The sequence below is a fragment of the Lacticaseibacillus sp. 53-4 genome (genome assembly GCF_016861805.1).
GTDB lineage: Bacteria > Bacillota > Bacilli > Lactobacillales > Lactobacillaceae > Lacticaseibacillus.
In genome coordinates, this window is sequence record NZ_BOLT01000017.1 from 26,884 (window position 1) to 53,510 (window position 26,627).

The window sequence follows — 26,627 nt, forward strand, 5'->3', positions numbered from 1 at the left end:
AGGACATTTAATCACGATAGGAGGCAATCATGGCAACTCAGGATGAACTGAAGAAGCAAGCGGCCGCCCAGGCGGTCGCGATGGTGCAGCCGCACACCGTGCTCGGGGTCGGCACCGGCTCAACGGTGGCGTTTTTCATTGATCTGCTGGGCGCGCGCAACAAGCAGACACCGCTGAATCTGAAGGCAATCGTCACGACGTCGAACCGCTCCAAGCAGCAGCTCGAGCAAAACGGCTTCACGGTCAGCGAGCTGGCCGATATTGACCAGGTGGACCTGTGCGTCGATGGCGCCGATCGGGTGGATCATCACCTCGACGGCATCAAAGGCGGCGGCGGGGCGCTGACGCTAGAGAAAAACGTGGCGATCAACGCCAAGCACAACGTGTGGATCGTTGACCAAAGCAAGGTGGTCGACCGGCTTGGCGGTTTTCCGCTGCCGGTCGAGGTCCTGCCGGTGTCCTGTGAGCAGAACTTTCGCCGCTTTGACGCGCAAGGCTTAAAGCCCGCGTTTCGCCAAAAGGCCGATGGCAGCCGCTACGTGACGCACTACGGCAACTACATCATCGATTTGCACGTCGATCCGTTGCCAATTCCGGCGGGGCTGGCCGCGATGCTGGACAGCACAGTCGGCGTCGTCGAGCACGGCTTGTTTTTGGGCATGACCGACGAGGTGCTGATTGCCACGAATGATAAAATAGAACACTGGACCCGCCGGTAAGTCAGCGGCCGGGCCAATTGAATGATGAGGAGCAGCAAAATGGAAACCAAGATCGAACCTTTAGCACAAAAGGACTCAAAGATTGACGGCCTGAAGGTCATCAGCGCCAAAATGGTGACAGATGACCGCGGCACGGTGCGCGAATTATACCGCGGCAGCAGTTATGCCGATATCCTGCCGGAAACGATTGGCGCCTGGCGGCAGATCAACTTGACCCGCTCCAAGCGCGGCGCCGTACGCGGCCTGCACGGTGAGGCGATGGACAAGCTGGTCACGGTGGCTTACGGGTCAGCGCTGGGCGTTTACGTGGACACGCGGCCAAACAGCAAGACGCTGGGTGCAGTGGCCACCGTGCCGCTTAAGCCGGGCGTTCAGGTCTTCGTGCCTCAAGGGGTCTGCAACGGATTCCAGGCGCTGGAAGATGGCACCGAGTACCTGTACTTCTTCGACAACGAATGGGTCAAGGGGATGGCCGGCACCGCGCTGACCCCGCTGGACCCGGCGCTGGGCGTGGACTGGCCAATCGCAATTGACCCTACCGACCGCGAGCAGCTGTCGGAAAAGGATTCAAAGGCGCCAACACTGAAAGAATTGCTGGGCCAAAATTAATTCTTACGGCCACACAAAAGGCGAGGGATCAGCGGATTCCTCGCCTTTTTGATTGCCCGAGCGTTAGTCGAAGTAGTGCCGCGCGATGGCCTCGTACTCCTTGATCACCGTGTGGAAGCGGTCCAGGGAGACGTACTCGTTGACCTGGTGGCTGAGCATCTTGTCCTCGTTGCCGGGACCATAAATGATGGTCTCGAACTTGTTCTTGGACTTGGTGAAGTCAGAGGCGTCGGTGGCGCCATGGGAAACCGTTAGCGGCAGTTTGCTGCCGGAAACGGACTCGATGGCCTCGTTGGCGCGGGTGACCAGTTTGCTGTCGGTGGGCGTGAGCACCGGGTAGAAGGTGTGGGTCAGTTCAAACTTCAGCGAACCATCGCCCTTGGCATCGATTTTGGCCACGGCGTCCTTGAGCCGCGCGGTGACTTTCTCGTTGATGAAGCTCGGGGTCGGCCGGATATTGCCTGCCAGTTCCGCGTAGTCGGGGATGGTGTTGACTTGGTCGCCGGCCTTCAGCACAGTGACGCTGTGAACCAGCGGCCCGATGACCGGATCGACCGGGACGTCGTCAAACAGGTGACGCTCGGCCACGATGAAATCGGTCAGCTTGACGATGGCGTTGGTGCCCAGCGCCGGGAGGGACGAGTGGGCGGACTTGCCGTAGCTCTTGACCTTGTAGTTGTATGAGCCCGCGTGGCCGTACTCAATCTTTCCGGCAGTCGGCTCGCCGACCAGCAACGCGTCAATGTCGTCGGCGTAACCGGCGTCTGTCAGCTGCTGGGCACCCATCGCGCCGTACTCTTCGCCGATGGTGAGAATCAGGCGGACGTGGTGGTCGAAGCCGCTTTGCTTGAGCGCGATGAACGCCAGCACCTCGGCGGCCAGCCCGGACTTCATGTCTGAGGCGCCGCGCCCGTACAGTTTGCCGTCTTCGATGTGGGCCTCAAACGGCGGGTAAGTCCACTTGCTGAGGTCGCCGACGTTGACGACGTCCTGGTGTCCGGTGAAGGCAAAAATCGGCTTGCCGGTCCCAAATTCGGCGACCAGGTTGTCACGGTTTTTGGCGTAAGGGATCAGCTTGCTGTCGATCCCGGCCGCTGCCAGTTTTTGTTGAATCACGTGCGCGACTTGTGATTCGTTGGTTGTTGCCGTACTGGTATCAATTTGTACTAATTGCTGCAAAAATGCTGTTGCTTCGTCCATGTTGTGATCACTCCTTCGCATCAAAACATAGGCGTAAACTTTTTAAAATGCAATGGTTGACATTAAAATTTGCTGTGCTATTCTGGCCTTAAGTTAAAAATTACTGAAACGACGTTGAGTGAGTAGCGCAGCTGGGACTGACCAGAAAACCCGAGTTGATGAGAGCGGGGTAGTGAGGCAGCGCGAAGATGGCTCGACATAATAGGCACACCGAGCGCAAGCAAGGCTGTGATGGACGGCGACCATTATCTCGCACACAGATGTTTGTCTGTTGCTGAGGGCTGGTTCGCCAGCCGAATTAGAATGGTACCGTGGGTCCGCTCACTTCTAACTAACCATGTTAGAAGTGGGCGGACTTTTTTGAGCAGGCTGTTAACGGCTTTGCCGTTTACAGCCTGCCACTCGACGGCGCTCGTGCTTGCACGAGCGACTAGAGAAGCACGGGGACCATCACCCATTCAATATCGTTTCACCCACAAGGGAAAATACGAGGAGGAATCATCATGAAATTACGTTTTAAGGTTTTGGCTGTTGCAGCCGTTGCGTTGGGCACGTTGTTGGCCGGATGCGGCAAGAGCGCTTCTGCGGCGCCGAAGACGCAAAACGTCTCGGTCGGCATTGTCGGCGCGGATAAGACCGTGTGGGCGGCCGTGCAAAAGCAGCTGGATAAGGAAAATGCGCACATCAACCTGAAGATTAAGGAATTCGGCGATTACAACCAGCCAAATTCGTCCCTGCAGGCTGGCGACATCGACCTGAACGCCTTCCAGCACCAGTTTTTCCTGGATAACTGGAACAAGTCCAACAAGGGCAGTTTGGTCAGCATCGGCAAGACCATTCTGGCGCCGCTGGCCGTTTACTCCAAGAAAATCTCCAGCCTGAAGGATCTGAAAAAAGGCGATACGGTCTCGATCCCGAACGACCCGACCAACGAAGGCCGCGCGCTTGAACTGCTCGAAACCGCTGGGTTCATCACGCTCAAGAACACCGAGCTGCCAACCCCGGCCGACATCAAGACCAACAAGCTGGACCTGAACGTCAAGCCACTGGACGCCGCTCAGCTGCCGCGCACTCTTTCTGACGTTGACGCATCGGTCATCAATTCCGGTATTGCCGTCGATGCCAAGCTGAACCCGGAAAAAGCGATTTACCGCGAGAAGATCACCAAGAAGTCGCAGCCATGGATCAACATCATCGTGGCCCGCAAGCAGGACAAGAACAACAAGACGTACAAGAAGATCGTGAAGGCCTACCAGACGAAGGCCGTGGCCAACGTGATCAAGAAGACGTACAAGAGTACCGAAGTGCCGGCCTGGAACTACAAGTTCTAAGACCGTTCCCAAAAGCCTGAAGCAGCGGATTGGTTGCGCCGGTCCGCTGTTTTTATGTGATAAAATAGAAGGCAACGAATACGGGGAGGCGGCCATTTGAATCTATTATTCTGCTGTGCAGGCGGCGGCTCCTCCAGCCTGTTTTGCGCCCGGATGGTCAAGGGCATCAACACGATTGAGCCCAGCCTGACCGCCCGCATGGACGACATTCGCAGTTTTCTTCAGGATGAGCGGGTTTCGACCACGGACTTAGTGTTCACTTACGGCAGCGTGGACGCGGTCCGGCCGGACACCGCGTACGACATCGGCACCCACATCGATGCGGTGCTGGTGGCGCCGCAGGTCCGCTTCCGCACGCCTTACCTGAAGCGTTACCTGGCCAATTACCCGACCATTGTGCAGGATATTCCCAGTCGGCTTTTTGGCATGATGGATCCGGTGAAGGGCGGCGAAATGCTCACTGGGATCTTGATCACGCTGGACCTGATGCGCGGGTCGACCGCCGGGGCGTTTGCGACCAAGGCGGCCGACAAGGACCTGGAGATTTTGGTGTACGGCGCCTCGCGGACAGATAAGGGCTGGCAGGCCGCGACCGCCAGCCTGGAAAAAATGGGCATTCGCAGCCTGCAGGACAAGTACTCCCTGGCCGGGCTCTACGATTTTGAGCCGGAAAAAGACTTTGAGGTGCGCTGGCTGTTCGGCCCGCAGGTCAGGAAGATGGACATTGCCAAGGTCGCGCGCCAGATCGACGGGGTGCTGCGCTTTGACGAAGAGCCGGCCGACGGGGTGCGGCGCTGGTACGATGATTACCGGATCCCCAGCGCGTGGCTGGATGCCCGACTGGTGCAGTCGCCAGGTTACACGGACGAACTCACGGCGCAGCTGGTGGACTTTCTGCTGGCAGTCGACGCCCGGGCCGAGGCCACGTCCGGCATTGCGGTCAAGCGGTTTGAGACGCTCAAGCCGCCGAAGACGACTAAGCGCTGGGGCATTTTTACCTGGTCGAACTAAAAACCGGCCAGACTGACACCGTTTCTCGTCAGTCTGGCCGGTTTTTGCGTGCGGCCGGTTACTTGGCCGCGGCGGTTTGCTTATTGCAGCTGAGCGCGTAAATCGCGGAGACGGCGGCTGCGGCCTTGGCCGTTGGCACCGTCAGCATCAACCCGATTTTTGAGGCGCCTTGGTTGATGACAGACGGCTCGATGCCGGCGTCGGCCAGCGCGACCATGATGCGAGCGACTAGGTCCGGCCGCGCGTACAGGCCCTCGCCGACGACCATGACGATGGCAAAGTCCGGCAGCCATTCCAGCTCGTCGGGGTGGATCTGGGCGCGGACTTCGGCAGCGATCTGGTCCTTGATTTGCGGCGTCAGCTGATTTTCGTCGATGATCAGGGTCAAATCGTCGATCCCGGATGGCATGTGCTCGTACGAGACACCGTACTTGGCGAGAATCTGCAGGAGCTTCAGGGTGAAGCCGACTTCCTGGTTGATCAGGTAGTGGTGCAGGTACAAGGCGGTGAAGCCTTTTTTGGCCGCGACGCCGGTGATGTGATGGTGGTGCTGCACGTTTTTGGTCGGCGCGATGATGGTGCCCGGGTCGTTCGGCGCGTTGGTGTTCTTAATGTTGACGCGAATGCCCGCTTCGATCACGGGAATCAGTGCCTCGTCATTGAACACGGAAAAGCCGGCGTAGGCGAGCTCCCGCATTTCCCGGTAAGTCAGGGTGCTGATGGCCCGCGGGTGGTCAACGATGCCGGGGTCAGCGGCGTACACCCAGGAGACGTCGGTGAAGTTTTCGTACAGGTCAGCGGAAAGCCCCTTGGCCAGGATCGAGCCAGTGATGTCCGAGCCGCCGCGCGCGAAGGTCAGTACGTTGCCGGCCGCGTCGTAAGCGTAAAAGCCGGGTACGACAATGACCTCGCCTGGCTGCAGCGTGAACTGCGCGAGGCGGGCATAGCTGTCGTCTGCCACCAGGGCGGCGCCGGGCTTGCCGGTGAGGGTGATGCCAAGCGTTTTGGGGCTGACGAACCGGGCGCTCATGCCCAGGTTCGCCATCACGGCGGCAACCAGCTGCGCGTTCATGTGCTCGCCTTGCGCCATGAAGGCGGAGCGCAGGTAGTCCACGCCGGGGTAGGTCGCCTTAGCGAGCTGCTGCAGGTGCTGACGCAGGCGCGCCACCACGTCATCGGTCAGGCCAAAATGCTGCTGAATCTCAGTGTAGCGTGCCAGAATGGTTTCAATCAGTGCCGCCGGGTCCTTGCCCGCGAGGACTTGGTCGGCCAGCTGGCCCAGCAGGTCGGTGACCTTCACGTCGGTTTTGTCGCGCTTGCCCGGCGCCGAAACGACCACGACCTGGCGCGTTGGGTCGGCCTGCACAATTTTAATGACCTTAGCCAGCTGCGCCCCAGTTGCCAGCGATGAGCCCCCAAATTTGATGACCTTCATTTTTGTCTCCCCGTTCTCTAATCAATTGGCTCCAACATAACCAAAGGGGTCGGTCCATGTCAAGGGTTGACGGCTAGGTATTTTAATCGTAAGCTAATGTCAATCACATACGAAAAAGATAGAGGTTGCGGTCGCCATCAGTAACCTGCCCGAGCAAAGCACATGCGTTGAAGGCAGGCAAAAGGGAACACCGCCGAAATCCTCACCGGCGTGTTAACGGTGAGCGGTTGGGCCGCTGGAGAAGATCCGGCGGACTGTCGCAGCAATGCGGGGCGCTATCGTCAATTAATTGGACTATTTGCTGTCCATCTGGCGAGCGTTGCCGGATGGACTTTTTCATTTTCTAGGAGGAAAAAACATGGCTGAATTCAACGCGGAACAAATTATTGACTACATCGCCAGCGCCCCGAAAACCACACCGATGCACGTGACGTTGGCAGGGGACATTGAAAAGCTCACGGCGGTGCCGGCCGGCGTCCAGGCTTTTCTCGACGTTAAAACCGGCCAGCTATACGGGGATGCCGCCAAGCTCTCACCGTGGCTGGCTGAAAACCGCGACGCTATCTCGCAGCTGCGGGTTGAAACCACAGGCCGCAACACCGGCGTGCCAATGCTGGACATCAGCAAAATCAACGCACGGATCGAGCCTGGCGCCATCATCCGCGAGCATGTCACCATCGACGACAACGCCGTGATCATGATGGGTGCCATTATCAACATCGGCGCCAAGATTGGGGCCGGGTCGATGATCGACATGGGCGCCGTGCTGGGCGGCCGCGCCACGGTTGGCAAACACTGCCACATCGGGGCCGGTGCGGTCCTGGCCGGCGTCGTTGAGCCAGCCAGCGCCACCCCGGTGATCATTGAAGATGACGTGCTGGTTGGTGCCAATGCCGTGGTGATTGAAGGCGTGCACGTCGGCAAAGGGGCGGTCGTGGCAGCCGGGGCCATTGTCATCGACGACGTGCCGGAGGGTGCGGTCGTCGCCGGCGTCCCGGCCAAGGTGATCAAGATGAAGGACGCGAAGACCGCAGGCGAAACCGGCCTGATCGATGCGCTGCGCAAACTATAGGAAGGCAAATTCATGGCCACTTTAACTGAAGCCGAACTGATCGCGGTGCGGCGCGCGTTGCATCGCATTCCGGAACTGGCGCTGCACGAGGTCCAAACTCAGGCGTACATCGAAGAATTTGTGCAGCACCTGGACTGCTCGTGGCTGACGGTCAAGCACGTCGAGGAGGTGCCAACCGCGCTGCTGGTGCACCTGGCTGGCACGGCGCCGCGCCGTACGCTGGGCTACCGCACCGACATCGACGCGCTGCCGGTCGAGGAAAAAACGGGCCTGCCGTTCGCCTCGAACCACCCAGGCGTGATGCACGCCTGCGGCCACGATGTGCACATGACGGTCGCGCTGGGCATTCTGGCGTATTTTGCCACCCATCAGCCCAAGGACAACCTGGTGTTCTTTTTCCAGCCAGCGGAAGAGGCGGAGTACGGCGGCAAGCGCGTGTTTGACGCCGGCGCCTTCAAGGGCCAGTGGCGGCCCGACGAATTTTACGGGCTGCACGACAATCCCGCGCTGCCGGCCGGCCAAATCGCGACCCGCATGGGCACCTTGTTTGCCGGCACGACGGAGATTCACCTGACGTTCACTGGCAAAAGTGGTCACGCCGCTTTTCCCCAAAAGGCCAATGACGCCATCGTGGCGGCCGCCGCGTTCGTGATGCAGGTGCAAACCATTGTGTCGCGCAATGTCGATCCGGTCCGCGGCGGGGTGGTCACCCTGGGCACCTTCCACGCCGGCACCATCGGCAACGTGATCGCCGGATCGGCACGGCTGGACGGTACGATTCGCGCCTTTCGCCAAGCCGACATCGAAATGATGCAAGCCCGCGTGCGGCAGATTGCAGAAGGCGTCGCTGCCACATACGGCGTCAAGGCCGACCTGAAGCTGATCCAAGGCGGCTACATGCCAGTGGAAAACGCCCCGGCGCAAACCGCCGACTTGATCAGTTACATGAAGCAGGCGCCAGCCGTTGATTTTGCCGACATTGCCCCGGCCATGACCGGTGAGGACTTTGGGTTCTTACTGCAGCAGTTTCCCGGCACCATGGTGTGGCTGGGCGTGAACGATCCGGCGCACAGCTTGCATTCGGCTGAGCTCACCCCCGACGAGGCGGCCCTGAAACCGGGCGTGGACGCGTTTGTTGGCTTTTTAAAGCATCGCATGGAGGAAGCATAATATGTTAGAAAATCATCCGATCCTGACAGCGCTGATTACGCCGTTTAATGAACACGACGAAATTGACTACCCGGCGCTCGACAAATTGATCGAGCGGCTGCTCGCCGAGCACACCACGGGGCTGGTGGTCGGCGCGACCACCGGCGAATCGCCAACGCTGTCGCACGTGGAAAAAGTCAGCCTGTTCGAGCACGTCGGTCAGGTTCTCAAAGGCCGCGCGGCGCTGGTCGCCAACATTGGCACCAACTCCACGCGTGAGTCTGTCGCGTTTGCCAAGGAGGTTTCATCGATTTCCGCCATCACCGCAGTGCTCGCCGTGGTGCCGTACTACAACAAGCCTGGCCAGGCAGGGATGATCGCCCACTTCACGGCGATTGCCGACGCCAGTGCCAAACCCGTCATCATTTACAACATTCCGGGCCGTTCGGTGGTCCAGCTGTCGAACGTTTCGCTTGCGCAGCTGGCCAAGCACCCGAACATTCAAGGCGTCAAGCAATGCACGACGGTTGAAGACCTCGCCTGGCTGGTCCAGCACCTGCCAAAGGACTTTGCCGTGTACACTGGCGACGACGATCAGTTCGAAGACGCGCTGAAAGTGGGGGCGCGCGGCGTGATTTCCGTCGCGTCGCACCTGTACGGCAACCAGATGCAGCAAGTGATCGACGAACTGGCCGCCGGTGCGATCACGGCCGCCGATCAGCAGATGGCCTGGCTGACGCCGCGGATGCACGCGCTGTTTGCCTATCCGTCCCCGGCACCGGTGAAAATGGCGCTGGGCCGGCGCGGCGAGATTCAAAACCGCCTGCGCCTGCCGATGGTGCCGCTGAACGAAACGGAAACTCAGGTCGTCCTAGATTCACTGGGAGAATTGGAGGTCGCGCAATGACAACCGTCTTTCTAGCCGGCGTTTTCGGCAAAATGGGCAGGCAGGTCGCAGCCATGATGGCCGGCGAACAGGACCTGACGATCGTTGGCGGTTTGGCGCCGGAGGCCAAAGAGCAGGCCGCGTTTCCGGTTTTCACCAGCCTGGCTGACATCACCGTTCAAGCCGACGTCTGGGTGGACTTTACCTTGCCACAGGCCGCGCGCGCCAACGCCGAGTATGCGCTCAGCCACGGCATGAACGCCGTGATTGGCACCAGTGGGCTGAGCCAAGGCGACCAAGAGGCGCTGGGCGCGATTGCCCAGGGCAACGAGCAAAGCCTGTTGATCGTGCCGAACTTTGCCATTTCGGCGGTGTTGATGATGCAATTTGCCGCCAAGGCTGCCAAGTACTTCCCGGACGCCGAGGTCGTTGAGGCGCACCATTCCGACAAGCTGGACGCGCCGTCCGGCACCGCTAAGGCGACCGCCAAGCTGATTGCCGACGCTCGGACCAAAAAGCCGGCTGCCCCGCACCAAGATGCGCCGGCGCGCGGCGAGTGGCTGGACGACGTGCCAGTGCACGCGCTGCGCCTGCCGGGCTATGTGGCCCAGGAGGAAGTCGTGTTCGGGGCCGCAGGGGAAAGCCTGTCGATCAAGCAGGTCTCTTTTGACCGCTCGAGCTTCATGGCGGGCGTGGCCTTGGCCGCGCGCCAGGTCAAGACGCTGCCGGTCGGTTTGACCGTGGGTCTGGATGCACTGCTGTAAATTCATTAGATAGAAGGAAAACTGATTATGCCTGAATTGAAAAAAAGTCTGGCCGGCCTCGGCAATCGCCAGGTGGCGGCCGTGCCGCCCAGCGCCATCCGCGAGGTCGACAACAAAATTTCCCCGATTCCTGGGATCATCAAGCTGACCCTGGGCGAGCCGGACTTTGCGGTACCCGAGCACATTAAACAGGCGACGGACGCCGCCATCGATGCCGACTGGTCGCATTACGCGCCGTCGTTTGGCTACGCAAAGCTGCGCCAGGAGATCGCCGATTACCTGGCGACCACGTTTGACGCGCATTACGACGCGCAAAGCGAAGTCGTCGTGAGCGTTGGCGCCACCGAAGGCATTCACGCGGCCATCGCGGGGCTGTTCAACCCCGGCGACACCATCATCATTCCCACGCCGACGTTTCCACTGTACGAGGCGGTCGCGACCGTGGCTGGCCTGAACGTGGTGCAGGTCAACACCGCGCCGGATTACTTGCTGACGCCGCAGCTGCTGCAAACCACGCTGGCGGCGCACCCAGACGCCAAGGGGCTGGTCCTGAATTACCCGAGCAACCCGACCGGGGCGACCTACACGCACGCGCAGCTGCGCGCGCTGGCGGCGGTGATCGCCGATACCGACCTGCTGGTGCTGTCCGACGAGATTTACGCCGAACTCAGCTACGAGGAAAAGCACCTCAGCTTGGCGCACCTGTTGCCGTCCCAGACCCTGCTGATTTCCGGTCTCTCCAAGTCCCACGCGATGACCGGCTACCGCATCGGCTATCTGGCCGGCCCGGCGCGGCTGATCAAGCTGGCCGGCAAAATGCACCAGTTTATGGTGACGACGGCGGCCAGCCCGATGATGAAGGCGGCTGAAGAGGCGATGAGCCCGGCTGGAGACGGCGATGCCGAGGCAATGAAAAAAGTCTACCAACAGCGGCGCGACCTCATGATGGCGGCCCTGACGCAGGTCGGCTTTTCAGCGCCAAAGCCGGCCGGGGCGTTTTACATTTTCGCCAAGCTGCCGGCCCAATTTGGCACCGATGATGTGCAGTTCGTGTACGACCTGGCTGAACACGCCAAGGTCGGGCTGGTGCCCGGCTCGGTGTTTGGCCCAGGCGGGGAGGGGCACGTGCGCCTGTCGTACGCGGCGTCGACCGAGAATTTGACTGAGGCGGCAAGGCGCATCCAGCGCTTCGTGGCCCAAAAGGAGTAGCACAATGGCAAAAGCATATGTGGTGGCAATTTTAGGCGCGACCGGCGCGGTCGGCACGCGCATGATCGAACAACTCGAACAGTCGACGATTCCCGTCAAGGAAGTCCACCTGTTGGCGTCGTCGCGCTCTGCCGGCAAAACGCTGACCTTCAAGGGCCAGCCGGTGACGGTCGAGGAAGCGACACCCGATTCCTTTAACGGCGTCGACTTGGTGCTGGCCTCTGCTGGTGGTTCGGTTTCCGCCAAGCTCTTGCCCGAGGCCGTTAAACGCGGCGCCGTGTGCGTGGACAACACGTCACATTTTCGCATGGACGACAACGTGCCGCTGGTCGTGCCCGAGGTCAATCCCGACGCGCTCAACCACCACAACGGCATCATCGCTGACCCCAACTGCTCGACCATCCAGATGATGATGGCCCTGGAGCCCGTGCGCCGCGCGTTCGGCCTGCGCCGCATCATTGTCTCGACCTACCAGGCGGCCAGTGGTGCCGGGCAAAGCGCCATCAATGAACTCGAAGACGAGGCCCGCGATTACCTGGCAGGCAAGCCGATGAACGCGGCCGTGCTGCCTGTGAAAGGCGCCGAGCACCCCTACCCACTGGCGTTCAACCTGTTGCCGCAGATCGACGTGTTCGAGGAAGACGGCTACACGCATGAAGAGTGGAAAATGATCCACGAAACCAAGAAAATCATGCTGGGTGACAAGAACTCGCCGGCCATCAAGGTCACCGCGACCTGCGTCCGCGTGCCGGTGCCGATCGCGCACGGCGAGTCCGTGTGGTTTGAAGTTGGCGAGGGCAATACGCCGAGTGCCGACGACCTGCGCGCGGCCATGAGCGGCTTTCCGGGCCTGGTCGTCCAGGATGACCCGGCTAACCAGGTTTACCCGCAGCCGATCAACGCGGCGGGGTCGCGCGACACCTTTGTTGGCCGCATCCGGCCGGACCAGGAGACCCCAGGCGCGTACAACCTCTGGGTCGTGTCGGACAACCTGCTGAAAGGTGCAGCCTGGAACGCGGTGCAAATCGCTGAGGAACTGGTCGCACGCGACTTGGTGCGCGTGCCGGCCGGAAGTGCAGAAAAGTTTATGTGAAGGTTTGGGGGGTTCGGCGCTGGCAGCAGCACCGGCCCCTTTTTGACTTGCTAGTTATTAAAAATTCGGGTAAGCTGGTCAAACTGAGATTTTAAGGAGAAACCACATGAAAGTGCTTTTACCGTACCTGAAAAAATACCGAAAGGACGCCCTTATTTCGACGCTGGCCGTGCTGGTGCTGGTCTTTGCGACCCTGTGGCAGCCGCGGCTGTTGCAAACGGTGATGACCGCCATCATGGCGCATGACCGCACGGCGGTGTGGCAAAACGGCATCTGGCTGATTGTGCTGGCAGTGGTCGGCATTGCCGGCGGGATCGTCAACACCGTGTACTCGGCGCGCCTGGCGCTGGGTGTGGCCACCGATCTGCGGGCCGACATTTACCGCCACGTCCAGTCGTTCGCGTACGCGGACATCGAGACTTTCTCGGCGTCCAATTTGGTGGTGCGGATGACCAACGACGTGCAGCAGATCCAAGGGGCGGTGATGGCCGCCTTTCAGCAGGTGACGCGCATTCCGCTGCTGTTTTTTGGCGCGCTGGCCCTGGCGCTGACCACGATGCCGCAGCAGTGGTGGGTGATCCTCGCCATGCTGGTGATTATCGTCCTGGTCGCCGTGGTCGCCTTTCGGCAGATGAGCAGCCTCTTTGGCCGCACCCAGCAGCTGATCGAAAACGTCAACACCGTCGCCCGGGAAAATCTGATGGGCATTCGCGTGGTCAAGTCCTTCGTGCAGGAGGACAACCAGATCAAAACTTTCGCCAAGCCGTCTGATGAGCTGCGCGATGTCACCACGCGCATCGGTGAGCTGTTCGCCGTGCTGATGCCGACCTTTTTCCTGACCGCCAACGTGGCCATTGCCGGTTCGGTCTACCTGGTCGGCACGCAGGTCCTGGCGCACCCGGCGTACATCGCCGCGGTGTCCAGCTTCACCTCGTACCTCGGCCAGATTCTCTTTGCCGTGATCAACGGTTCGTTCATCATGACCTTCGCCTCGCGTGCGTTCATTTCAATGGGGCGGGTGAAAGAGGTGTTTGATCACCAGCCGAGCATGCACTTCGTGGACGGCCCGGAAAAAAAGGTCGCCGGTGACATCACGTTCGACCACGTCACTTTCACGTATCCCGGCGACGAAACGCCAACGCTGAAAGACGTGTCCTTCACTGTGCCGGCCGGCCAAATGCTTGGCATTGTCGGCGCGACTGGGTCGGGTAAAACGACCCTGGCCCAGCTGATCGCGCGGCTGTTTGATCCGGATTCCGGGCGCGTGTTGATTGGCGGCGTCGACGTGCGCGAGCTGCCGGAAGCGACCCTGCGCGACGCCGTAGCTTTTGTGCTGCAGCGTTCGACGCTGTTTTCCGGCACCATCGCCCAGAACTTGCGCCAGGTCAAAAAAGAGGCAACGGCCGCCAGCATGCACCGCGCCGCGGAAATCGCCCAGGCCGCTGAGTTTATCGAGCGCCTGCCGGAAACGTACGACGCACCGGTCGAAGAGCGCTCCGCCAATTTTTCCGGCGGGCAAAAGCAGCGTCTGGCCATCACGCGCGGCGTGATTGCCAATCCCGAGATTTTGATCCTGGATGACGCAACCTCGGCGCTGGACGCCAAGTCGGAGAAGCTGGTGCAGGAAGCGCTGGACCGCGACCTGAAGCACACGACCACGGTGGTCATCGCCGAAAAGATCTCGTCAATCATTCGCGCGGACTCGATCCTGGTGCTGGACGGCGGCCGCGTGGTCGGCGAGGGCACGCACCAGGAGCTGGTGCGCGATAATGCGATTTATCAGGAAATTTACCAAACGCAAAAAGCTAAGGAAGGGAGGCTGCCGGCGTAATGAAAGACATCAAACTTGCCGGGCGTTACTACTGGCATTACCTCAAACCTTACGGCTGGCCGTTCTTCTGGAGTGCGGTGCTCATTGGCATCAGCACGGCCTGCGTCGTGATCGCCCCGACCTACCTGGGCCGTGCCATCAGCGAGCTGACCACCTATGTGCAGGCCTGGACGAACCCGGCCACGCGGGCCGGCGCCAGCCTGACCACGTTCCACCACACGCTGCTGTTTTACATGCTGTTTTACTTCGGTGATGCGTCGTCGCTTTTGATTGCGTCGTGGCTGCTGGCCAAGGTCACTGCGTATTCGACCGGGACCATGCGCATCGGGCTGTTTCGCAAGATGCAGCGGATGAAGGTCGAGTACTTCGATCAGCACTCCGACGGGGACATTCTCGCGCGCTACACCAGTGATTTGGATAACATTTTCAACGCGCTGAACCAGGCCCTGATCGACTTTCTGCTGGCGATCGCCCAGATGATCGGCATTCTCATTATGATGTTCAACCAAAGCACCACCATGGCCTGGGTGACGATGAGCACGACGCCAGTGGCGCTGCTGATTGCGGCGCTGGTGATGAAAAAAGCCGCCGTCGCCGTGGATCAGCAGCAAACCGACATTGGCGCCTTGAACGGCTACATCAACGAGCAGGTCACCGGCCAGAAGGTGATCATCACCAACGGCCTGCAGCACGACTCGGTTGAAGGCTTCAACACCTACAACCAGCGCGTGCGCAAGACGGCGACTCAGGGCCAAATCTGGTCCGGGATTCTCAGCCCGCTGTTGTCCGGGATGTCACTGCTCAACACCGCCATCGTGATTTTTGCCGGCTCGTGGCTGGCACTGGGCGGCAGTTTGAGCACCGGTGCGGCGCTGGCGCTGGTCGTGGTGTTCGTCAACTACGCCCAGCAGTACTATCAGCCGATCATCACGCTGACCAGCCTGTACGGCATGATCCAGCTGGCCATCACTGGCGCGCGGCGGGTCGACGAGGTTCGCAGCCAGCCTGACGAGGTTCGGCCGGCCAATGGGAAACCGATCGACCACATCGACCATGCCCTGAAAATCGATGACGTCCGCTTTTCCTACCTGCCGGGCAAGGAGATTCTTCACGGCGTGACCATCGACGTGCAAAAAGGGCAGATGGTGGCGTTAGTCGGTCCCACTGGTTCCGGCAAAACAACCGTGATGAACCTGCTTAATCGCTTCTACGATGTGGATTCCGGCAGCATCACCATCGATGGCACCGACCTGCGCGAGTTCGACCTGGCGCAGCTGCGGCACACAGTCGGTATCGTGCTCCAGGACCCGCAGCTTTTCACCGGCACCATTGCCGATAACATTCGCTTCGGCGAACCGGAGGCGGGGATGGACCGCGTGATCGACGCGGCCAAGCAGGCCAACATTCACGACTTTATCGAAAGCCTGCCGGAAGGATACGAGACCAAGGTGTCCGATGAACAGAACATTTTCTCGGCCGGCCAAAAGCAGCTGATGAGCATCGCCCGCACGATTTTGACCGATCCGCGGCTGCTGATCCTCGACGAGGCCACGTCGAACGTCGACACCGTCACCGAGGCCAAGATCCAAGCGGCGATGGATAACGTGATCCAGGGGCGCACCAGTTTTGTCATCGCGCACCGGCTGAAGACGATTCTCAACGCGGATCGCATTGTGGTGCTGCAACACGGCCGTATCATCGAGCAGGGCAGTCATCAGGAACTGCTGGCTCAGCACGGTTTTTACGCCGAGTTGTACCGGAACCAAATGGTGTTTGAATAGTCATACGTAGGCGGCCGCGGTCGCCTTTTTGCTTGGCCTGACCTGGTGTGCACCAAGGGACAGGCCAATTTTTTTGTGGTTCGGGCAAAAGCCCGGTGTAGCCGGCTTCCTTCGTACCGCTAGGTCAAGGCGCTGGCGTCGGCTGGGTGCAGTGGCCCTTTTTTTTGAAAGAATCTGTACGTACAGGACGGTACAAGTGCCTATATAATAAGGCTTAAAGCTTTGACAGATTGTACGTACAGGTATACGATAGAACCATGGAAAACGGTTACAGGAGGCGTGAAATGACCAAAATCGATTTAGTCCACTCGGATTTAATGGAGAAAATTAATCAAGGCGTATACGCGACCGATGCTCTGCTGCCGAGTGAAAGCCAGCTGATGACGCTTTACGGGGCCTCGCGGGACACGATTCGCAAGGCATTGGCCCGCCTGAAAAGCGAAGGCTACATTCAATCGCAAAAAGGCAAGGGCTCGACCGTTATTAACCGGCAGCAGTACGTTTTCCCAGTTGGTGGCGTGGTCAGTTATAAAGAGCTGATCACGCGCCAACACATCAACTCTAAGACCCGCCTGATCGAGCAGGTGGATGCCAAGTTGCCGGCAGACGTGTTCGAGGACGTCGATGCCCACTGCAAGCCGATCATGACCCATAAGCTTACCCGCCTGCGGATCGTAAACGACGAGCCGGTGATCATCGATACCGACTACATCGATTCCGCGGTGGTGCCGAGCATCAGCAAAGCGGTCGCGGAGGATTCATTGTATCAATACTTTGAAGGGGAGCTGCACCTGGTGATAGCCTATGCAAAAAAGGAGATCACCGTTGAGCCTGCAACTGCGCAAGACCAGGCACTACTGCACCTGGGCGAAAACGCGGTGGTCGTGGTGGTGCGCAGTGCCACCTCGCTAACGGACACGACGACCTTTCAGTACACCGAGTCGCGGCACCGGCCGGACCGTTTCCGGTTCCAGGAGTTTGCCCGGCGGATTTAGTTTCACGGTATTTTTCAGTTTTAAGGAGGCGCAACATGACCCTCGGACAAAAGGTGATTTATCAGCTTTATCCCAAGTCTTTTTATGACAGCGACGGCGACGGCATCGGTGATCTGCGCGGCATTATTGCCAAGCTTAACTACTTGAAGTCCCTGCACGTCGACATGATCTGGTTCAACCCGTTCTTTGTTTCGCCGCAAAATGACAACGGTTACGACGTGGCGGATTACCGCCGCATCGATCCTCGGTTCGGCACGATGCAGGACTTCGAGGACCTGATGGCGGCGCTCAAAAACGCCCATATCGAGGTGATGCTCGACATGGTGCTGAACCACACCAGCACCCAGCACGCGTGGTTCCAAAAGGCGCTGGCCGGTGATCCCAAGTACCAGGCGTATTACTATATTCGTTCGGCGAAACCGGACGGCAGCCTGCCGACGAACTGGGAATCGAAGTTCGGCGGCCCCGCCTGGGCACCGTTCGCGGATACTGGCAAGTATTATCTGCACTTATACGATCCCACCCAGGCGGACCTGGATTGGCACAACCCGGCGGTGCGGCAAGAGGCCGTGGATATCGTTAACTTCTGGCGGGACAAGGGGGTGACCGGCTTCCGGTTCGACGTTCTGAACGTCATTGGCAAGGCCGACAAGCTAGTCGATGCTGCGCCAGGGACCCAGAGCAAATATTTGTACACCGATACCCCCGTGGTTGAAGAGGACATCAAGGAGCTGGCGGCCAACTCGTTTGGTCAGGACCCAGCCAGTATCACGGTCGGTGAGATGAGTTCCACGACCCTTGAACGTGCCACGGCGTACACCAAACCTGCCAACCACGAGCTTAGCATGGTGTTCCAGTTCCACCACCTGAAGACGGACTACGTGAACGGTCAGAAATGGACGAACGCGCGATACGATTTTCCCAAGCTGCGGGCTTTGTTCAATGAATGGGGCACCGGCCTGGACAAAGGCGGCGGTTGGCAAGCGCTATTCTGGAACAACCACGACCAACCGCGAGCACTGAACCGCTTCGGCGACGCTGCGCATTACCGGGTCCGCTCTGCTCAGCTGCTGGCCGCCAGCATTCACCTCTCTCGCGGCACTCCATACATTTACATGGGCGAGGAGATCGGCATGACGGATCCCGATTATCACTCGATGGCTGATTACATTGATGTGGAAGCCCAAAACGCCTATCGTACCTTGATCGCCCAGGGTAAGTCCAAGGACGAGGCATTCGCCATCGTCCACAGCAAGGCCCGCGACAATTCACGCACTCCGATGCAGTGGGATGAGAGCCCAAACGCCGGGTTCACGACCGGCACGCCGTGGCTGCGGCCAACCAATCAGGCAACCATCAACGTGCAAAACGAGTTGGCCCACGGCGAGATCTTTCCGTTTTATCAAAAGCTGATCGCACTGCGCAAGCATTATCCGGTGATCGCAGACGGCGACTACCGGCCGTACCGCGACGATATCGATTGGCTGTACGGGTACGAGCGGCGGCTGGGGGATGCCCGGCTGCTGGCACTGAATAATTTTGCGGATCATGACATTATTGTGCCGCTGCCGGCGGCTTACCAAAATGCACAGGTGCTGATCACCAATGTGCCGGACCTGCAGCTTGGGTCCACCATGACGATGCCGGCCTACACGACAGTTGGCTTATACAGAGAATCAAAGGAGGAACAGCAATGAGCGGAGTAGTGAAACTATACGCCCCGACTTCCGGGACGCTCATGCCGATCAACGAGGTGCAAGATCCCGTCTTTTCGGCCAAAACTATGGGTGATGGCTTTGGAATCGAACCAACTGATGGTCAGATTTTCGCCCCAGTCAGTGGCCGGGTCGTCATGGTGGCTGACACCAAACACGCCATCGGCTTTCGGACCGATGACGGTGTTGAGGTGCTGGTACATCTCGGCATCGACACGGTGGAGCTGAAAGGCGCCCCATTTGAAATCGACACCAGCGCTGACATGGTCGTTAAGGCCGGCGATGCGATCGGGTCGATGGATCTTGACGCGATCCGCGCGGCCGGCAAGAAGACCACGATCATCGTCGCAATCACCAACACCAACGACGTGTTGAAGAACCTGACCTTGACGCCAGGCGAAGTCAGAGGCGGCGCCGAGGCGGCTGAGCTCGAGCTCAAGGACGTCAAGCAGGCACAGGTCGAAGTTGGGGCTAAGGATGACAACGAGTACGCCCGCATCGCCCGCCAGGTCATCGCGGATGTCGGCGGCAAGGAAAACGTCAACAGCCTGATCCACTGCATCACGCGGTTGCGCTTTTACCTGAAGGACGATCAAATTCCGGATGACGACAAAGTGTCCAACATTCCTGGGGTACTTTCGGTCGCCCGTGCCGGTGGTCAGTACCAAGTCGTGATCGGCCAAACCGTCGGTGACGTTTATGATGAAGCCATTAAGCAAATGGGCAGCAACAAGGCGAACCCAGAAGCGACCGCGCAAGTGATGGCGGAAACGCAAAAAGAGGCTGACGCGAAGAAATACATAACCCCGTGGGGCCACATCAAGCACGGTGCAAGTGCGCTGATTGGGACCATCACCGGTTCCATGATGCCAGTGATCGGGCTGTTAGCTGCCAGTGGTATGTTGAAGGGTCTTTTGATGATCCTGGTCATGCTCGGCATGTCTGACAAGTCTTCCACTTACACGATTATTTCGGCGATGGGCGACGCGACGTTCTACTTCCTGCCAGTGCTCGTCGGCTTCACCGCTGCGCAGAAACTCGGCGCCGATCCCGTCATTGTAGGGGTCATTGGGGCGTTTCTGATGTATCCGTCCCTTGTGTCGATCGCGACCGGCAAGGCCAGCTTTGGGACCGTGTTGGGGATGACAATCAATTCCAATATCTTTGGCATTCCGATCCACATTCCAAATTACACCTATTCAATTTTCCCAATGATTTTTGCCGCATGGATGGCATCGAAAGTTGAACCATGGATCAAGAAATGGATGCCGGTCGTTTTGCGGATGATCTTCAGCCCGTTGGTCGAGATCTTCTTGGTTGGACTGACGGTCCTGATCGTTGTCGGGCCACTGATCACCGTGCTGTCGGCTGGACTAAATGCAGGCATTCAGTGGTTGCTGCACTTGAGCCTGCCGCTGTCGGGGATGATTATCGGCGGACTGTACCAAGTCCTCGTCATCTTCGGGTTGCACTGGGCCGTCATTCCTGTTATCACCGCGCAGTTGTCCTCCGCTGACCCGCACAGTGTCCTGAATGGGATTGTGTCCGTCACCATGATCGCGCAAGGTGCTGGGGCCTTAGCCGTTTGGGTCAAGACACACCACAACCCGAACCTGAAGAGTCTGTCACTTTCCGCCGCGATTTCCGCGTTCTTCGGGATCACGGAACCGGCGATGTATGGTGTCAACTTGAAGTACGGCCGCGTGTTCATCACTTCCAGTATCGGGGCTGCCATCGGTGGTCTGGTCAACGGAATCTTGGGTGTTGACATGTACGGTTTCACCGGTTCGCTGATCGGGTTCCCGTCCTTCGTTAGCCGGACGCACCCGATGAACATCTGGAACTGGGCGATTGCCTCGGCGGTCACACTGGTTGCCGCATTCCTGCTGACTTACTTCTTTGGTTACAAGGACGCCGATGCCGATAAAGCAAAGGTCGCCCCAAAGAAGCGTCACCTGGGCGACAATGCCTAACTACTTTTGATTTGATCAAGTCGCTTGCGACCGCACGTCGCAGGCGGCTTTTTGCGTGATGCTGAGAAACTTGGCGCGATCATTTCCCGAGAAATACTAGTCGCCACAGCTGGTTGCTAGTATGCTTGGACAAGTTCCTTTAATTTTAGTCGCGGAGGCAAATATGATCACAATCGGTGCACAACTCAGTCAGGCGAGAAAGCAGCTTCACTTCACCCAGCAATAGGTCGCAGATGATCTGCACATGGCGCGGCAAACCGTGTCCAGTTGGGAGACGGGTCGCTCGTTTCCGGATATTCAAAGCCTGCTGAACTTGAGCCGACTGTATCACGTCTCCCTCGATACTTTATTGAAGGAGGGATCCGATATGGTTGAGGATCTGAAGAACCAAGAACGAATTGTTAAAAACGCGCGGAAGGTGTATCGCGCATCGCTGCTGATCGATGTGATTTTGACCTTCTTTTTGGCGGCCAATTTGGTTGGCTGGAACGGAGTCAAAACGACACCTCTTGGCGGTCTGCTGATTGCCGTGATGCTGTTAGCCAATATCACGGTATTGCCGGCAGTCAAAAAACGATATTTTGACATGAGCCATCACCAGCAAACGGGGTGGGTCAAACGGAGCTTACTGATAATCATCGTGCTCTCAGCGCTGCTGGGTTGGCAGTACTTCGCGCATGGACTTAATGGTGATCTATGGATGGAGTTGGTCGTGTCTGGGCTGTTCACGCCGTTTGTGATTTGGGCTTTGTGGCGTGATGAGAAAGACCGTCAGGTAAAATAAAACGAGCGGCTCACTGAAAATTTCAGTGAGCCGCTCGTTTTGACTTATTTCAATGCGTCGGCGGCCAGGAAGAACCCACCCATTACGCCGGCTTCGTCGTTCAGGCCGATGCGAACGATGTAATCGTCCAAGTCAGGGGTCGCGACATAGCCGTTGTTGTGCTCGGCAAACTTGGCGCGAATCTTTGGCAGGAGCTGCTTTTGGTGCATGATGCCGCCGCCAAAGACGATGATGTCAGGCGACAGGATCATGGCCGCGTTGACGCAGGCAATTGCCAGGTAGTCGGCTTCCAGGTCCCAGGCCGGGTCGTCTGGCGCCAGCTCTGTGCCTTTTTTGCCGGCGCGTTCCTCAACGGCGGGACCGGCCGCCAGGCCTTCCAAACAGTGGTTCGCGTGGTATGGGCAGCGGCCCTTGTAGGTGTCACCAGGCAGCTGCGGCATCATGATGTGGCCCATTTCTGGGTTCGAGAAGCCCTGCAGCAGCTTGCCATCGTGGATGTAGCCGGCGCCGATGCCGGTGCCGACGGTCCAGTACAACATATTCTTGTGACCTTTACCCGCGCCGGCGCGCCACTCCGCGTAGCCGGCCTCGTTGACGTCGGTGGTGAAGGCGTATGGCACGTCGATCGCGGCTTTCATCGCACCGAGAAAATTGTAGTCGCGCCAGCCGGGCTTAGGGGTCGACGTGATATAGCCGTATGTGGGGCTGCCCGGGTCGATGTCGGCTGGGCCGAATGTCCCAATCCCAATGGCGTCCACCGGGTTGTCCTGGAAAAACTTGATCACTGCCGGAATAGTTTCTTCGGGCGTACCCGTGGGGATGCGGACCTGCTTTTCCACCTTGCCGTCTGCCGTGCCTGTCGCGCAGACGAACTTGGTGCCGCCTGCTTCGATCGAACCTAAAATCATACTTGTCCCGCCTTTCAAAAATGTTTCCCCTTTAGAATAGCGCTCCTGGTGAGAAACCGCTACCTATGCTGTAAAGTCAGCGCTCACGGCGTCTGAAGCCTGGCATAAATCCTTGAATTAATCGCTTTATGTGTTTAATTGCTGGACAGTCGTTTATGATACGAGTACAATACGGTTTATTACTTCTGATAGGGGCGAGGCGTATGTATGCCAAGTACAAATCTGTGTCGTTGATTGTTCGCATCATTATTGGGCTGGCCGTGGGGTCGCTACTGGCCTGGCTGGTTCCTTCATGGACAGCAATCGGCATTTTAGGCCAACTCTTTGTCGGCGCGTTGAAGGGTATCGCGCCGGTCATGGTTTTCTTCCTGATCATGTCGGCAGTCTCGGGGTACAAGTCCGGCGCCACGAATCACTTCGGCACTGTGATCATTTTGTACCTGAGCGCGACCTTGCTCTCGGCATTTGCCGCAGTCGGCGCCTCCTACCTGTTCCCAGTTCACCTGGTTTTGCCTAAAGCAGCGCACGTCGCGGCGGCCGCTGCCCCCAAAAGTTTGGGCAAAGTCCTGTCTGATCTGCTGACAAACGCGGTGGGGAACCCCTTGGCCGCGATCGTCAACGCCAACTACCTGTCGATTTTGTTTTGGGCGCTAATGATCGGCTTTGCGCTGCGGCTGACCTCCAAGCAGACGCGCTCGGTGATCAAGGAGATTTCCGGCGCCATCACCGGCGTGGCGCAAACGGTCATCCAGTTCGCGCCGTTCGGGATCGCCGGCCTGATTTACAACACTATCAGCGAAACCGGGTTTGCCGGCGTCGCGCGTTATGGCCAGCTGGTGCTGCTTTTGGTCGGAACGATGACGTTTGTCTACCTGGTCGTGTATCCCTTGATGGTGTTTGGCCTGACGCATCAGAATCCTTACCCGCTGACGCTGTGGACCTTGAAGCGCTCGGGCATTCCCGCGTTCTTCACCCGAAGCTCGGCCGTCAACATTCCAATCAACCTGCAGGCCTGCGAGGATCTCGGGCTAAACAAGTCGTCTTACTCGGTCTCGATTCCGCTCGGTGGCTCCGCCAACAGCGGCGGCGCAGCCATCACGGTTTCGGTGATGACCCTGGCCGCCTGCACCACGTTGGGCATTCACGTGTCCTTCCCACTCGCGTTTCTGCTGTGCCTGCTGACCGCGCTGGCCGCCACCGGCGCCTCCGGCATTGCCGGCGGGTCGCTGTTGATCATTCCCATGGCGGCTTCGCTGTTTGGCATCAACAATGATATTGCGATGCAGGTGGTCGGCATCGGCTTCATCATTGGGGTCATCCAGGACTCCGTGGAAACAGCGGTCAACTCCGCTTCAGACCTGCTGTTCACCGCAACGGCCGAATACGCCGACGCCCGTAAAAATGGCCACCCGGTCGACATGAAGGCGGCCGTGCGCGCCGCTGAACACCAGCCTGAACCGGATGACGCGCTGCGCGACGCCGCCCCTCAAGAAAACTAATTGCACAAACCGGCCGCTGCACCCAGAGTGCAGCGACTTTTTTTGGCTCAAATAGGAAACGGCCCTGATTTTTTTCGGTAAGCGCCGTCATTACCAGCCTGATTATGGTAAACTTTGAGCAATCTAACGAAAGATAGGTGATACGATGAGTCAAGCAACGGCATATATTGAGGCAGTGAAGCAGACGATTCAGCGGCGCGACCCAAATCAGCCCGAGTTTCAAGAGGCAGTGTTCAATTTTCTTGATGCGGTGACCCCGGTGTTCGACAAGCACCCCGAGTACATCGCGGCAAGCATTCTGGAACGCCTGACCGAGCCCGAGCGCGCGGTTCAGTTCCAAGTCGCCTGGCAGGATGATCAGGGCCACATGCAGGTCAATCGCGGGTTTCGCGTGCAGTTCAACTCTGCCATCGGCCCGTACAAGGGCGGTTTGCGCTTGCACCCGTCGGTCAACCTGTCCATCGTCAAGTTTTTGGGCTTTGAGCAGATCTTCAAAAATTCGCTGACTGGCCTGCCAATCGGTGGTGCCAAGGGCGGCTCGGATTTTGACCCCAAGGGCAAGTCCGACGCCGAGATTATGCGCTTTTGCCAGAGCTTTATGATCGAGCTGCAAAAATACATCGGTCCTGACCTCGATGTGCCGGCCGGTGACATTGGCGTTGGCGGTCGCGAGATCGGTTACCTGTACGGCATGTACAAGCGGCTGCGCGAGTCCGACCGCGGCGTGCTGACCGGCAAGGGCCTCAGCTACGGCGGGTCCTTGGCCCGCACTGAAGCAACCGGGTTTGGCCTGCTGTATTACCTCGACGAGATGCTGAAGCACAATGACCAGACGCTGGCGGGCAAGCGCGTCGTGGTTTCTGGCGCTGGCAATGTCGCCATTTATGCGATTCAAAAGGCCCAAGAGCTGGGCGCAACGGTAATTTCCGCGTCCGACTCCACCGGCTATGTGATCCAAGAAGCCGGCATCGATTTGCCGACGCTGAAAAAGGTCAAGGAGGTCAAGCGCGGCCGCATGAGCGACTATGCCAACGCCGTGTCCGGCGCGACGTACCATACCGGGTCGCTGTGGGATGCGGAAGGCCTGACGTACGACATCGCGCTGCCGTGTGCGACCCAAAATGAAATTAACGGCGAGCAGGCGGCGCGCATTGCTAAGGCCGGTGCAATCGCCGTGGCCGAAGGCGCCAACATGCCGAGCACCCCTGAAGCCATCGCCGAGTACCAGAAGGCCGGTTTGCTGTTCGGTCCGGCCAAGGCTGCCAATGCCGGCGGCGTTGCGGTGTCCGAGCTGGAAATGAGTCAGAATTCGCGGCGCCAGGCCGACAGCTTTGCGACCGTCGACGGCGAGCTGAAAGACATTATGGTCAACATTTTCCAAAAGTCCGTGGCCGCGGCCAAGGAATACGACTTGGGTGAGGATTACGATGCCGGCGCGAACATTGCCGGCTTCACCAAGGTCGCCGACGCGATGATGGCCCAGGGCTGGTAAGCTGATGGAATGAGTTTTAGGCGCTTGCCGCGAAGCAAGCGCCTTTTTGCTGGCGGAAAAAGAAAACCGTCTGCGAAGTTGCAGACGGTCAGGCGTTCATTTAGTCATTTTCACCGAGGTGCTGCCAGACACCAGTTTTTTGATCGAGTTGGTTGGCGATGGTCTTGATGGCTTCCAGGTCCGCTTCGGCAATCAGGTTGATGTCAATTGTGTAATTGGCGTCAAACTCGCGGCTGAGCTGCTTCATCAAGGCGTTGCGGCGCTGGCGCGGGGGATTTTTCACTTTGAGGATCAACGTCGAGTGAATCACCGCCATGCCGGACACTTTTTCCCAGGGCAGGAAATTGCCGCGCCAGGCGAACACCGCCGTGTTGTCGGTGATGCCCGCGTGGTCAAAAATCAGGCTCGGGTGGCTGAGGCCGGAAAGCAGCTGGACGATGAAGTAGGCAATGGCGACGGCCAGAATCGCCCAGCCGGCGATCATGATCGTGCGGCCGACCCCGCCGCCGATGACGGCGCCTTGGCGGGTCACAATGACGCCGGCCGCGAACACCAGCGCGAAACCGACCAGCAGCTGGAAGAACAGGTGAAAGAGATTGGGCTTGATCGTAAGAGGTTTAATGTCGTTCAAAAAAAGACCTGCTTTCTGCTATGTAATAGCGCTGCTTTTGATTGTAACGCGAATCTTTTCGTTTGCGTGGACATTTGATTAGTTTTTCTTGGTGGTCCGTGTTATACTAGGTTCAAGTAATTGATGAACTGAAACAGTTGTGCTAGCATAATGGATTTCTTTCAGCGATTACCAAGTTGTTTTGTCACTTTAGTATTAATGAAGGAGATTCACACATTATGCAACAGGGTACTGTTAAATGGTTCAACGCTGATAAGGGTTACGGCTTCATCACTGGTGAAGACGGCAAGGACGTATTTGTTCACTTCTCCGCCATCCAAGGCGACGGCTACAAGACGCTTGACGAAGGCCAAGCTGTTAGCTTCGAAGTAGAACAAAGCGACCGCGGCCCACAAGCTGCTAACGTTACAAAGCTGTAATCTACAGCGTTGGGAAACACCCATCCGACTTTTGTCGGGTGGGTGTTTTTTTTATAGAGGCTTTAGCCGGGCTCGCGCGGAGACGCGCGAGGCTCAAAACCACCCGCTGTGCGGGTGGAGT

At 58.6% G+C, this 26,627-nt stretch carries 23 protein-coding genes and 1 riboswitch; of the genes, 19 read left to right on the forward strand and 4 right to left on the reverse strand.

The features are described from left to right. Positions 1 to 29: 29 nt before the first annotated feature. Both rpiA and JUF21_RS07950 read left to right on the forward strand, forming a co-directional pair. Complete coding sequence (rpiA, locus tag JUF21_RS07945; protein WP_203623467.1) at positions 30 to 719, forward strand: ribose-5-phosphate isomerase RpiA; 690 nt, start codon at positions 30 to 32, stop codon at positions 717 to 719. Positions 720 to 758: 39 nt separating this feature from the next. After that, a complete protein-coding gene (locus tag JUF21_RS07950; RefSeq protein WP_203623466.1) occupies positions 759 to 1,328 on the forward strand; it encodes a dTDP-4-dehydrorhamnose 3,5-epimerase family protein in 570 nt (189 codons plus the stop codon). Between the two features lie 63 nt (positions 1,329 to 1,391). Here the strand turns inward: JUF21_RS07950 and JUF21_RS07955 are convergent, their stop codons facing one another. Continuing rightward, entirely contained in the window at positions 1,392 to 2,528 is a 1,137-nt protein-coding gene (locus JUF21_RS07955) for an ArgE/DapE family deacylase (RefSeq protein WP_203623465.1), read from the reverse strand. Positions 2,529 to 3,031: 503 nt separating this feature from the next. On the opposite strand from JUF21_RS07955, the gene JUF21_RS07960 reads away from it, so the two are divergent. Both JUF21_RS07960 and JUF21_RS07965 read left to right on the forward strand, forming a co-directional pair. Beyond that, positions 3,032 to 3,859, forward strand: a complete 828-nt coding sequence (locus JUF21_RS07960; RefSeq protein ID WP_125756623.1) for a MetQ/NlpA family ABC transporter substrate-binding protein — start codon at positions 3,032 to 3,034, stop codon at positions 3,857 to 3,859. Between the two features lie 96 nt (positions 3,860 to 3,955). Beyond that, positions 3,956 to 4,870, forward strand: coding sequence for a PTS sugar transporter subunit IIB (locus tag JUF21_RS07965; protein WP_203663896.1), 915 nt, complete (start codon positions 3,956 to 3,958; stop codon positions 4,868 to 4,870). 58 nt (positions 4,871 to 4,928) lie between these two features. Here the strand turns inward: JUF21_RS07965 and JUF21_RS07970 are convergent, their stop codons facing one another. Then, a complete protein-coding gene (locus tag JUF21_RS07970) occupies positions 4,929 to 6,305 on the reverse strand; it encodes an aspartate kinase (RefSeq protein ID WP_203623463.1) in 1,377 nt (458 codons plus the stop codon). Between the two features lie 111 nt (positions 6,306 to 6,416). Next, a riboswitch (Lysine riboswitch) is annotated at positions 6,417 to 6,591 on the forward strand. Between the two features lie 72 nt (positions 6,592 to 6,663). Here JUF21_RS07970 and dapD point away from each other — a divergent pair. From dapD to JUF21_RS08030, 12 genes are all read left to right on the forward strand, one after another. Next, positions 6,664 to 7,377, forward strand: coding sequence for a 2,3,4,5-tetrahydropyridine-2,6-dicarboxylate N-acetyltransferase (gene dapD / locus JUF21_RS07975; RefSeq protein ID WP_203623462.1), 714 nt, complete (start codon positions 6,664 to 6,666; stop codon positions 7,375 to 7,377). Positions 7,378 to 7,389: 12 nt separating this feature from the next. Next, complete coding sequence (locus JUF21_RS07980; RefSeq protein ID WP_203623461.1) at positions 7,390 to 8,547, forward strand: N-acetyldiaminopimelate deacetylase; 1,158 nt, start codon at positions 7,390 to 7,392, stop codon at positions 8,545 to 8,547. 1 nt (position 8,548) lies between these two features. Further along, a complete protein-coding gene (gene dapA, locus JUF21_RS07985; protein ID WP_203623460.1) occupies positions 8,549 to 9,433 on the forward strand; it encodes a 4-hydroxy-tetrahydrodipicolinate synthase in 885 nt (294 codons plus the stop codon). Further along, positions 9,430 to 10,176: a 4-hydroxy-tetrahydrodipicolinate reductase gene (gene dapB, locus JUF21_RS07990; RefSeq protein ID WP_203623459.1), complete on the forward strand. Its 747-nt coding sequence runs from the start codon at positions 9,430 to 9,432 to the stop codon at positions 10,174 to 10,176. The genes dapA and dapB overlap by 4 nt, the downstream gene beginning before the upstream one ends. Positions 10,177 to 10,203: 27 nt before the next feature. Further along, the gene (locus JUF21_RS07995; protein WP_203623458.1) at positions 10,204 to 11,385 is read left to right on the forward strand and encodes an aminotransferase class I/II-fold pyridoxal phosphate-dependent enzyme; all 1,182 of its coding nucleotides are present in this window, start codon (positions 10,204 to 10,206) and stop codon (positions 11,383 to 11,385) included. Between the two features lie 4 nt (positions 11,386 to 11,389). Continuing rightward, positions 11,390 to 12,478, forward strand: a complete 1,089-nt coding sequence (locus JUF21_RS08000; RefSeq protein WP_203663905.1) for an aspartate-semialdehyde dehydrogenase — start codon at positions 11,390 to 11,392, stop codon at positions 12,476 to 12,478. A gap of 106 nt (positions 12,479 to 12,584) precedes the next feature. Continuing rightward, positions 12,585 to 14,309 carry an ABC transporter ATP-binding protein gene (locus JUF21_RS08005; RefSeq protein ID WP_203663907.1) on the forward strand — a complete coding sequence of 575 codons (1,725 nt, stop codon included), beginning with the start codon at positions 12,585 to 12,587 and terminating at the stop codon, positions 14,307 to 14,309. Further along, positions 14,309 to 16,090, forward strand: coding sequence for an ABC transporter ATP-binding protein (locus JUF21_RS08010; protein WP_203623455.1), 1,782 nt, complete (start codon positions 14,309 to 14,311; stop codon positions 16,088 to 16,090). Before JUF21_RS08005 ends, JUF21_RS08010 begins: the two co-directional genes overlap by 1 nt. 284 nt (positions 16,091 to 16,374) lie before the next feature. Then, positions 16,375 to 17,085 carry a trehalose operon repressor gene (gene treR / locus JUF21_RS08015; protein ID WP_203623454.1) on the forward strand — a complete coding sequence of 237 codons (711 nt, stop codon included), beginning with the start codon at positions 16,375 to 16,377 and terminating at the stop codon, positions 17,083 to 17,085. A 35-nt stretch (positions 17,086 to 17,120) separates the two neighbouring features. Beyond that, a complete protein-coding gene (gene treC, locus JUF21_RS08020) occupies positions 17,121 to 18,782 on the forward strand; it encodes an alpha,alpha-phosphotrehalase (RefSeq protein WP_203623453.1) in 1,662 nt (553 codons plus the stop codon). Beyond that, positions 18,779 to 20,773, forward strand: coding sequence for a PTS glucose transporter subunit IIABC (locus tag JUF21_RS08025; RefSeq protein WP_203623452.1), 1,995 nt, complete (start codon positions 18,779 to 18,781; stop codon positions 20,771 to 20,773). Before treC ends, JUF21_RS08025 begins: the two co-directional genes overlap by 4 nt. A 238-nt stretch (positions 20,774 to 21,011) precedes the next feature. Beyond that, positions 21,012 to 21,557, forward strand: a complete 546-nt coding sequence (locus JUF21_RS08030; RefSeq protein ID WP_304599155.1) for a helix-turn-helix domain-containing protein — start codon at positions 21,012 to 21,014, stop codon at positions 21,555 to 21,557. A 44-nt stretch (positions 21,558 to 21,601) separates the two neighbouring features. On the opposite strand, the gene JUF21_RS08035 is transcribed toward JUF21_RS08030, so the two are convergent. Further along, positions 21,602 to 22,465, reverse strand: a complete 864-nt coding sequence (locus tag JUF21_RS08035) for an ROK family protein (RefSeq protein WP_203623450.1) — start codon at positions 22,463 to 22,465, stop codon at positions 21,602 to 21,604. 203 nt (positions 22,466 to 22,668) lie between these two features. Between JUF21_RS08035 and sstT the strand changes: the two genes are divergently transcribed. Both sstT and gdhA read left to right on the forward strand, forming a co-directional pair. Beyond that, a complete protein-coding gene (gene sstT / locus JUF21_RS08040) occupies positions 22,669 to 23,964 on the forward strand; it encodes a serine/threonine transporter SstT (RefSeq protein WP_203623449.1) in 1,296 nt (431 codons plus the stop codon). A 145-nt stretch (positions 23,965 to 24,109) separates the two neighbouring features. Beyond that, positions 24,110 to 25,456, forward strand: coding sequence for an NADP-specific glutamate dehydrogenase (gene gdhA / locus JUF21_RS08045; protein ID WP_125756597.1), 1,347 nt, complete (start codon positions 24,110 to 24,112; stop codon positions 25,454 to 25,456). Positions 25,457 to 25,556: 100 nt separating this feature from the next. Here gdhA and JUF21_RS08050 read toward each other — a convergent pair whose 3' ends face one another. After that, positions 25,557 to 26,087 carry a hypothetical protein gene (locus tag JUF21_RS08050; protein ID WP_125756595.1) on the reverse strand — a complete coding sequence of 177 codons (531 nt, stop codon included), beginning with the start codon at positions 26,085 to 26,087 and terminating at the stop codon, positions 25,557 to 25,559. Between the two features lie 218 nt (positions 26,088 to 26,305). Here JUF21_RS08050 and JUF21_RS08055 point away from each other — a divergent pair, with 218 nt between their 5' ends. Then, a complete protein-coding gene (locus tag JUF21_RS08055; protein WP_054662248.1) occupies positions 26,306 to 26,506 on the forward strand; it encodes a cold-shock protein in 201 nt (66 codons plus the stop codon). The last annotated feature ends 121 nt before the right edge of the window (positions 26,507 to 26,627 follow it).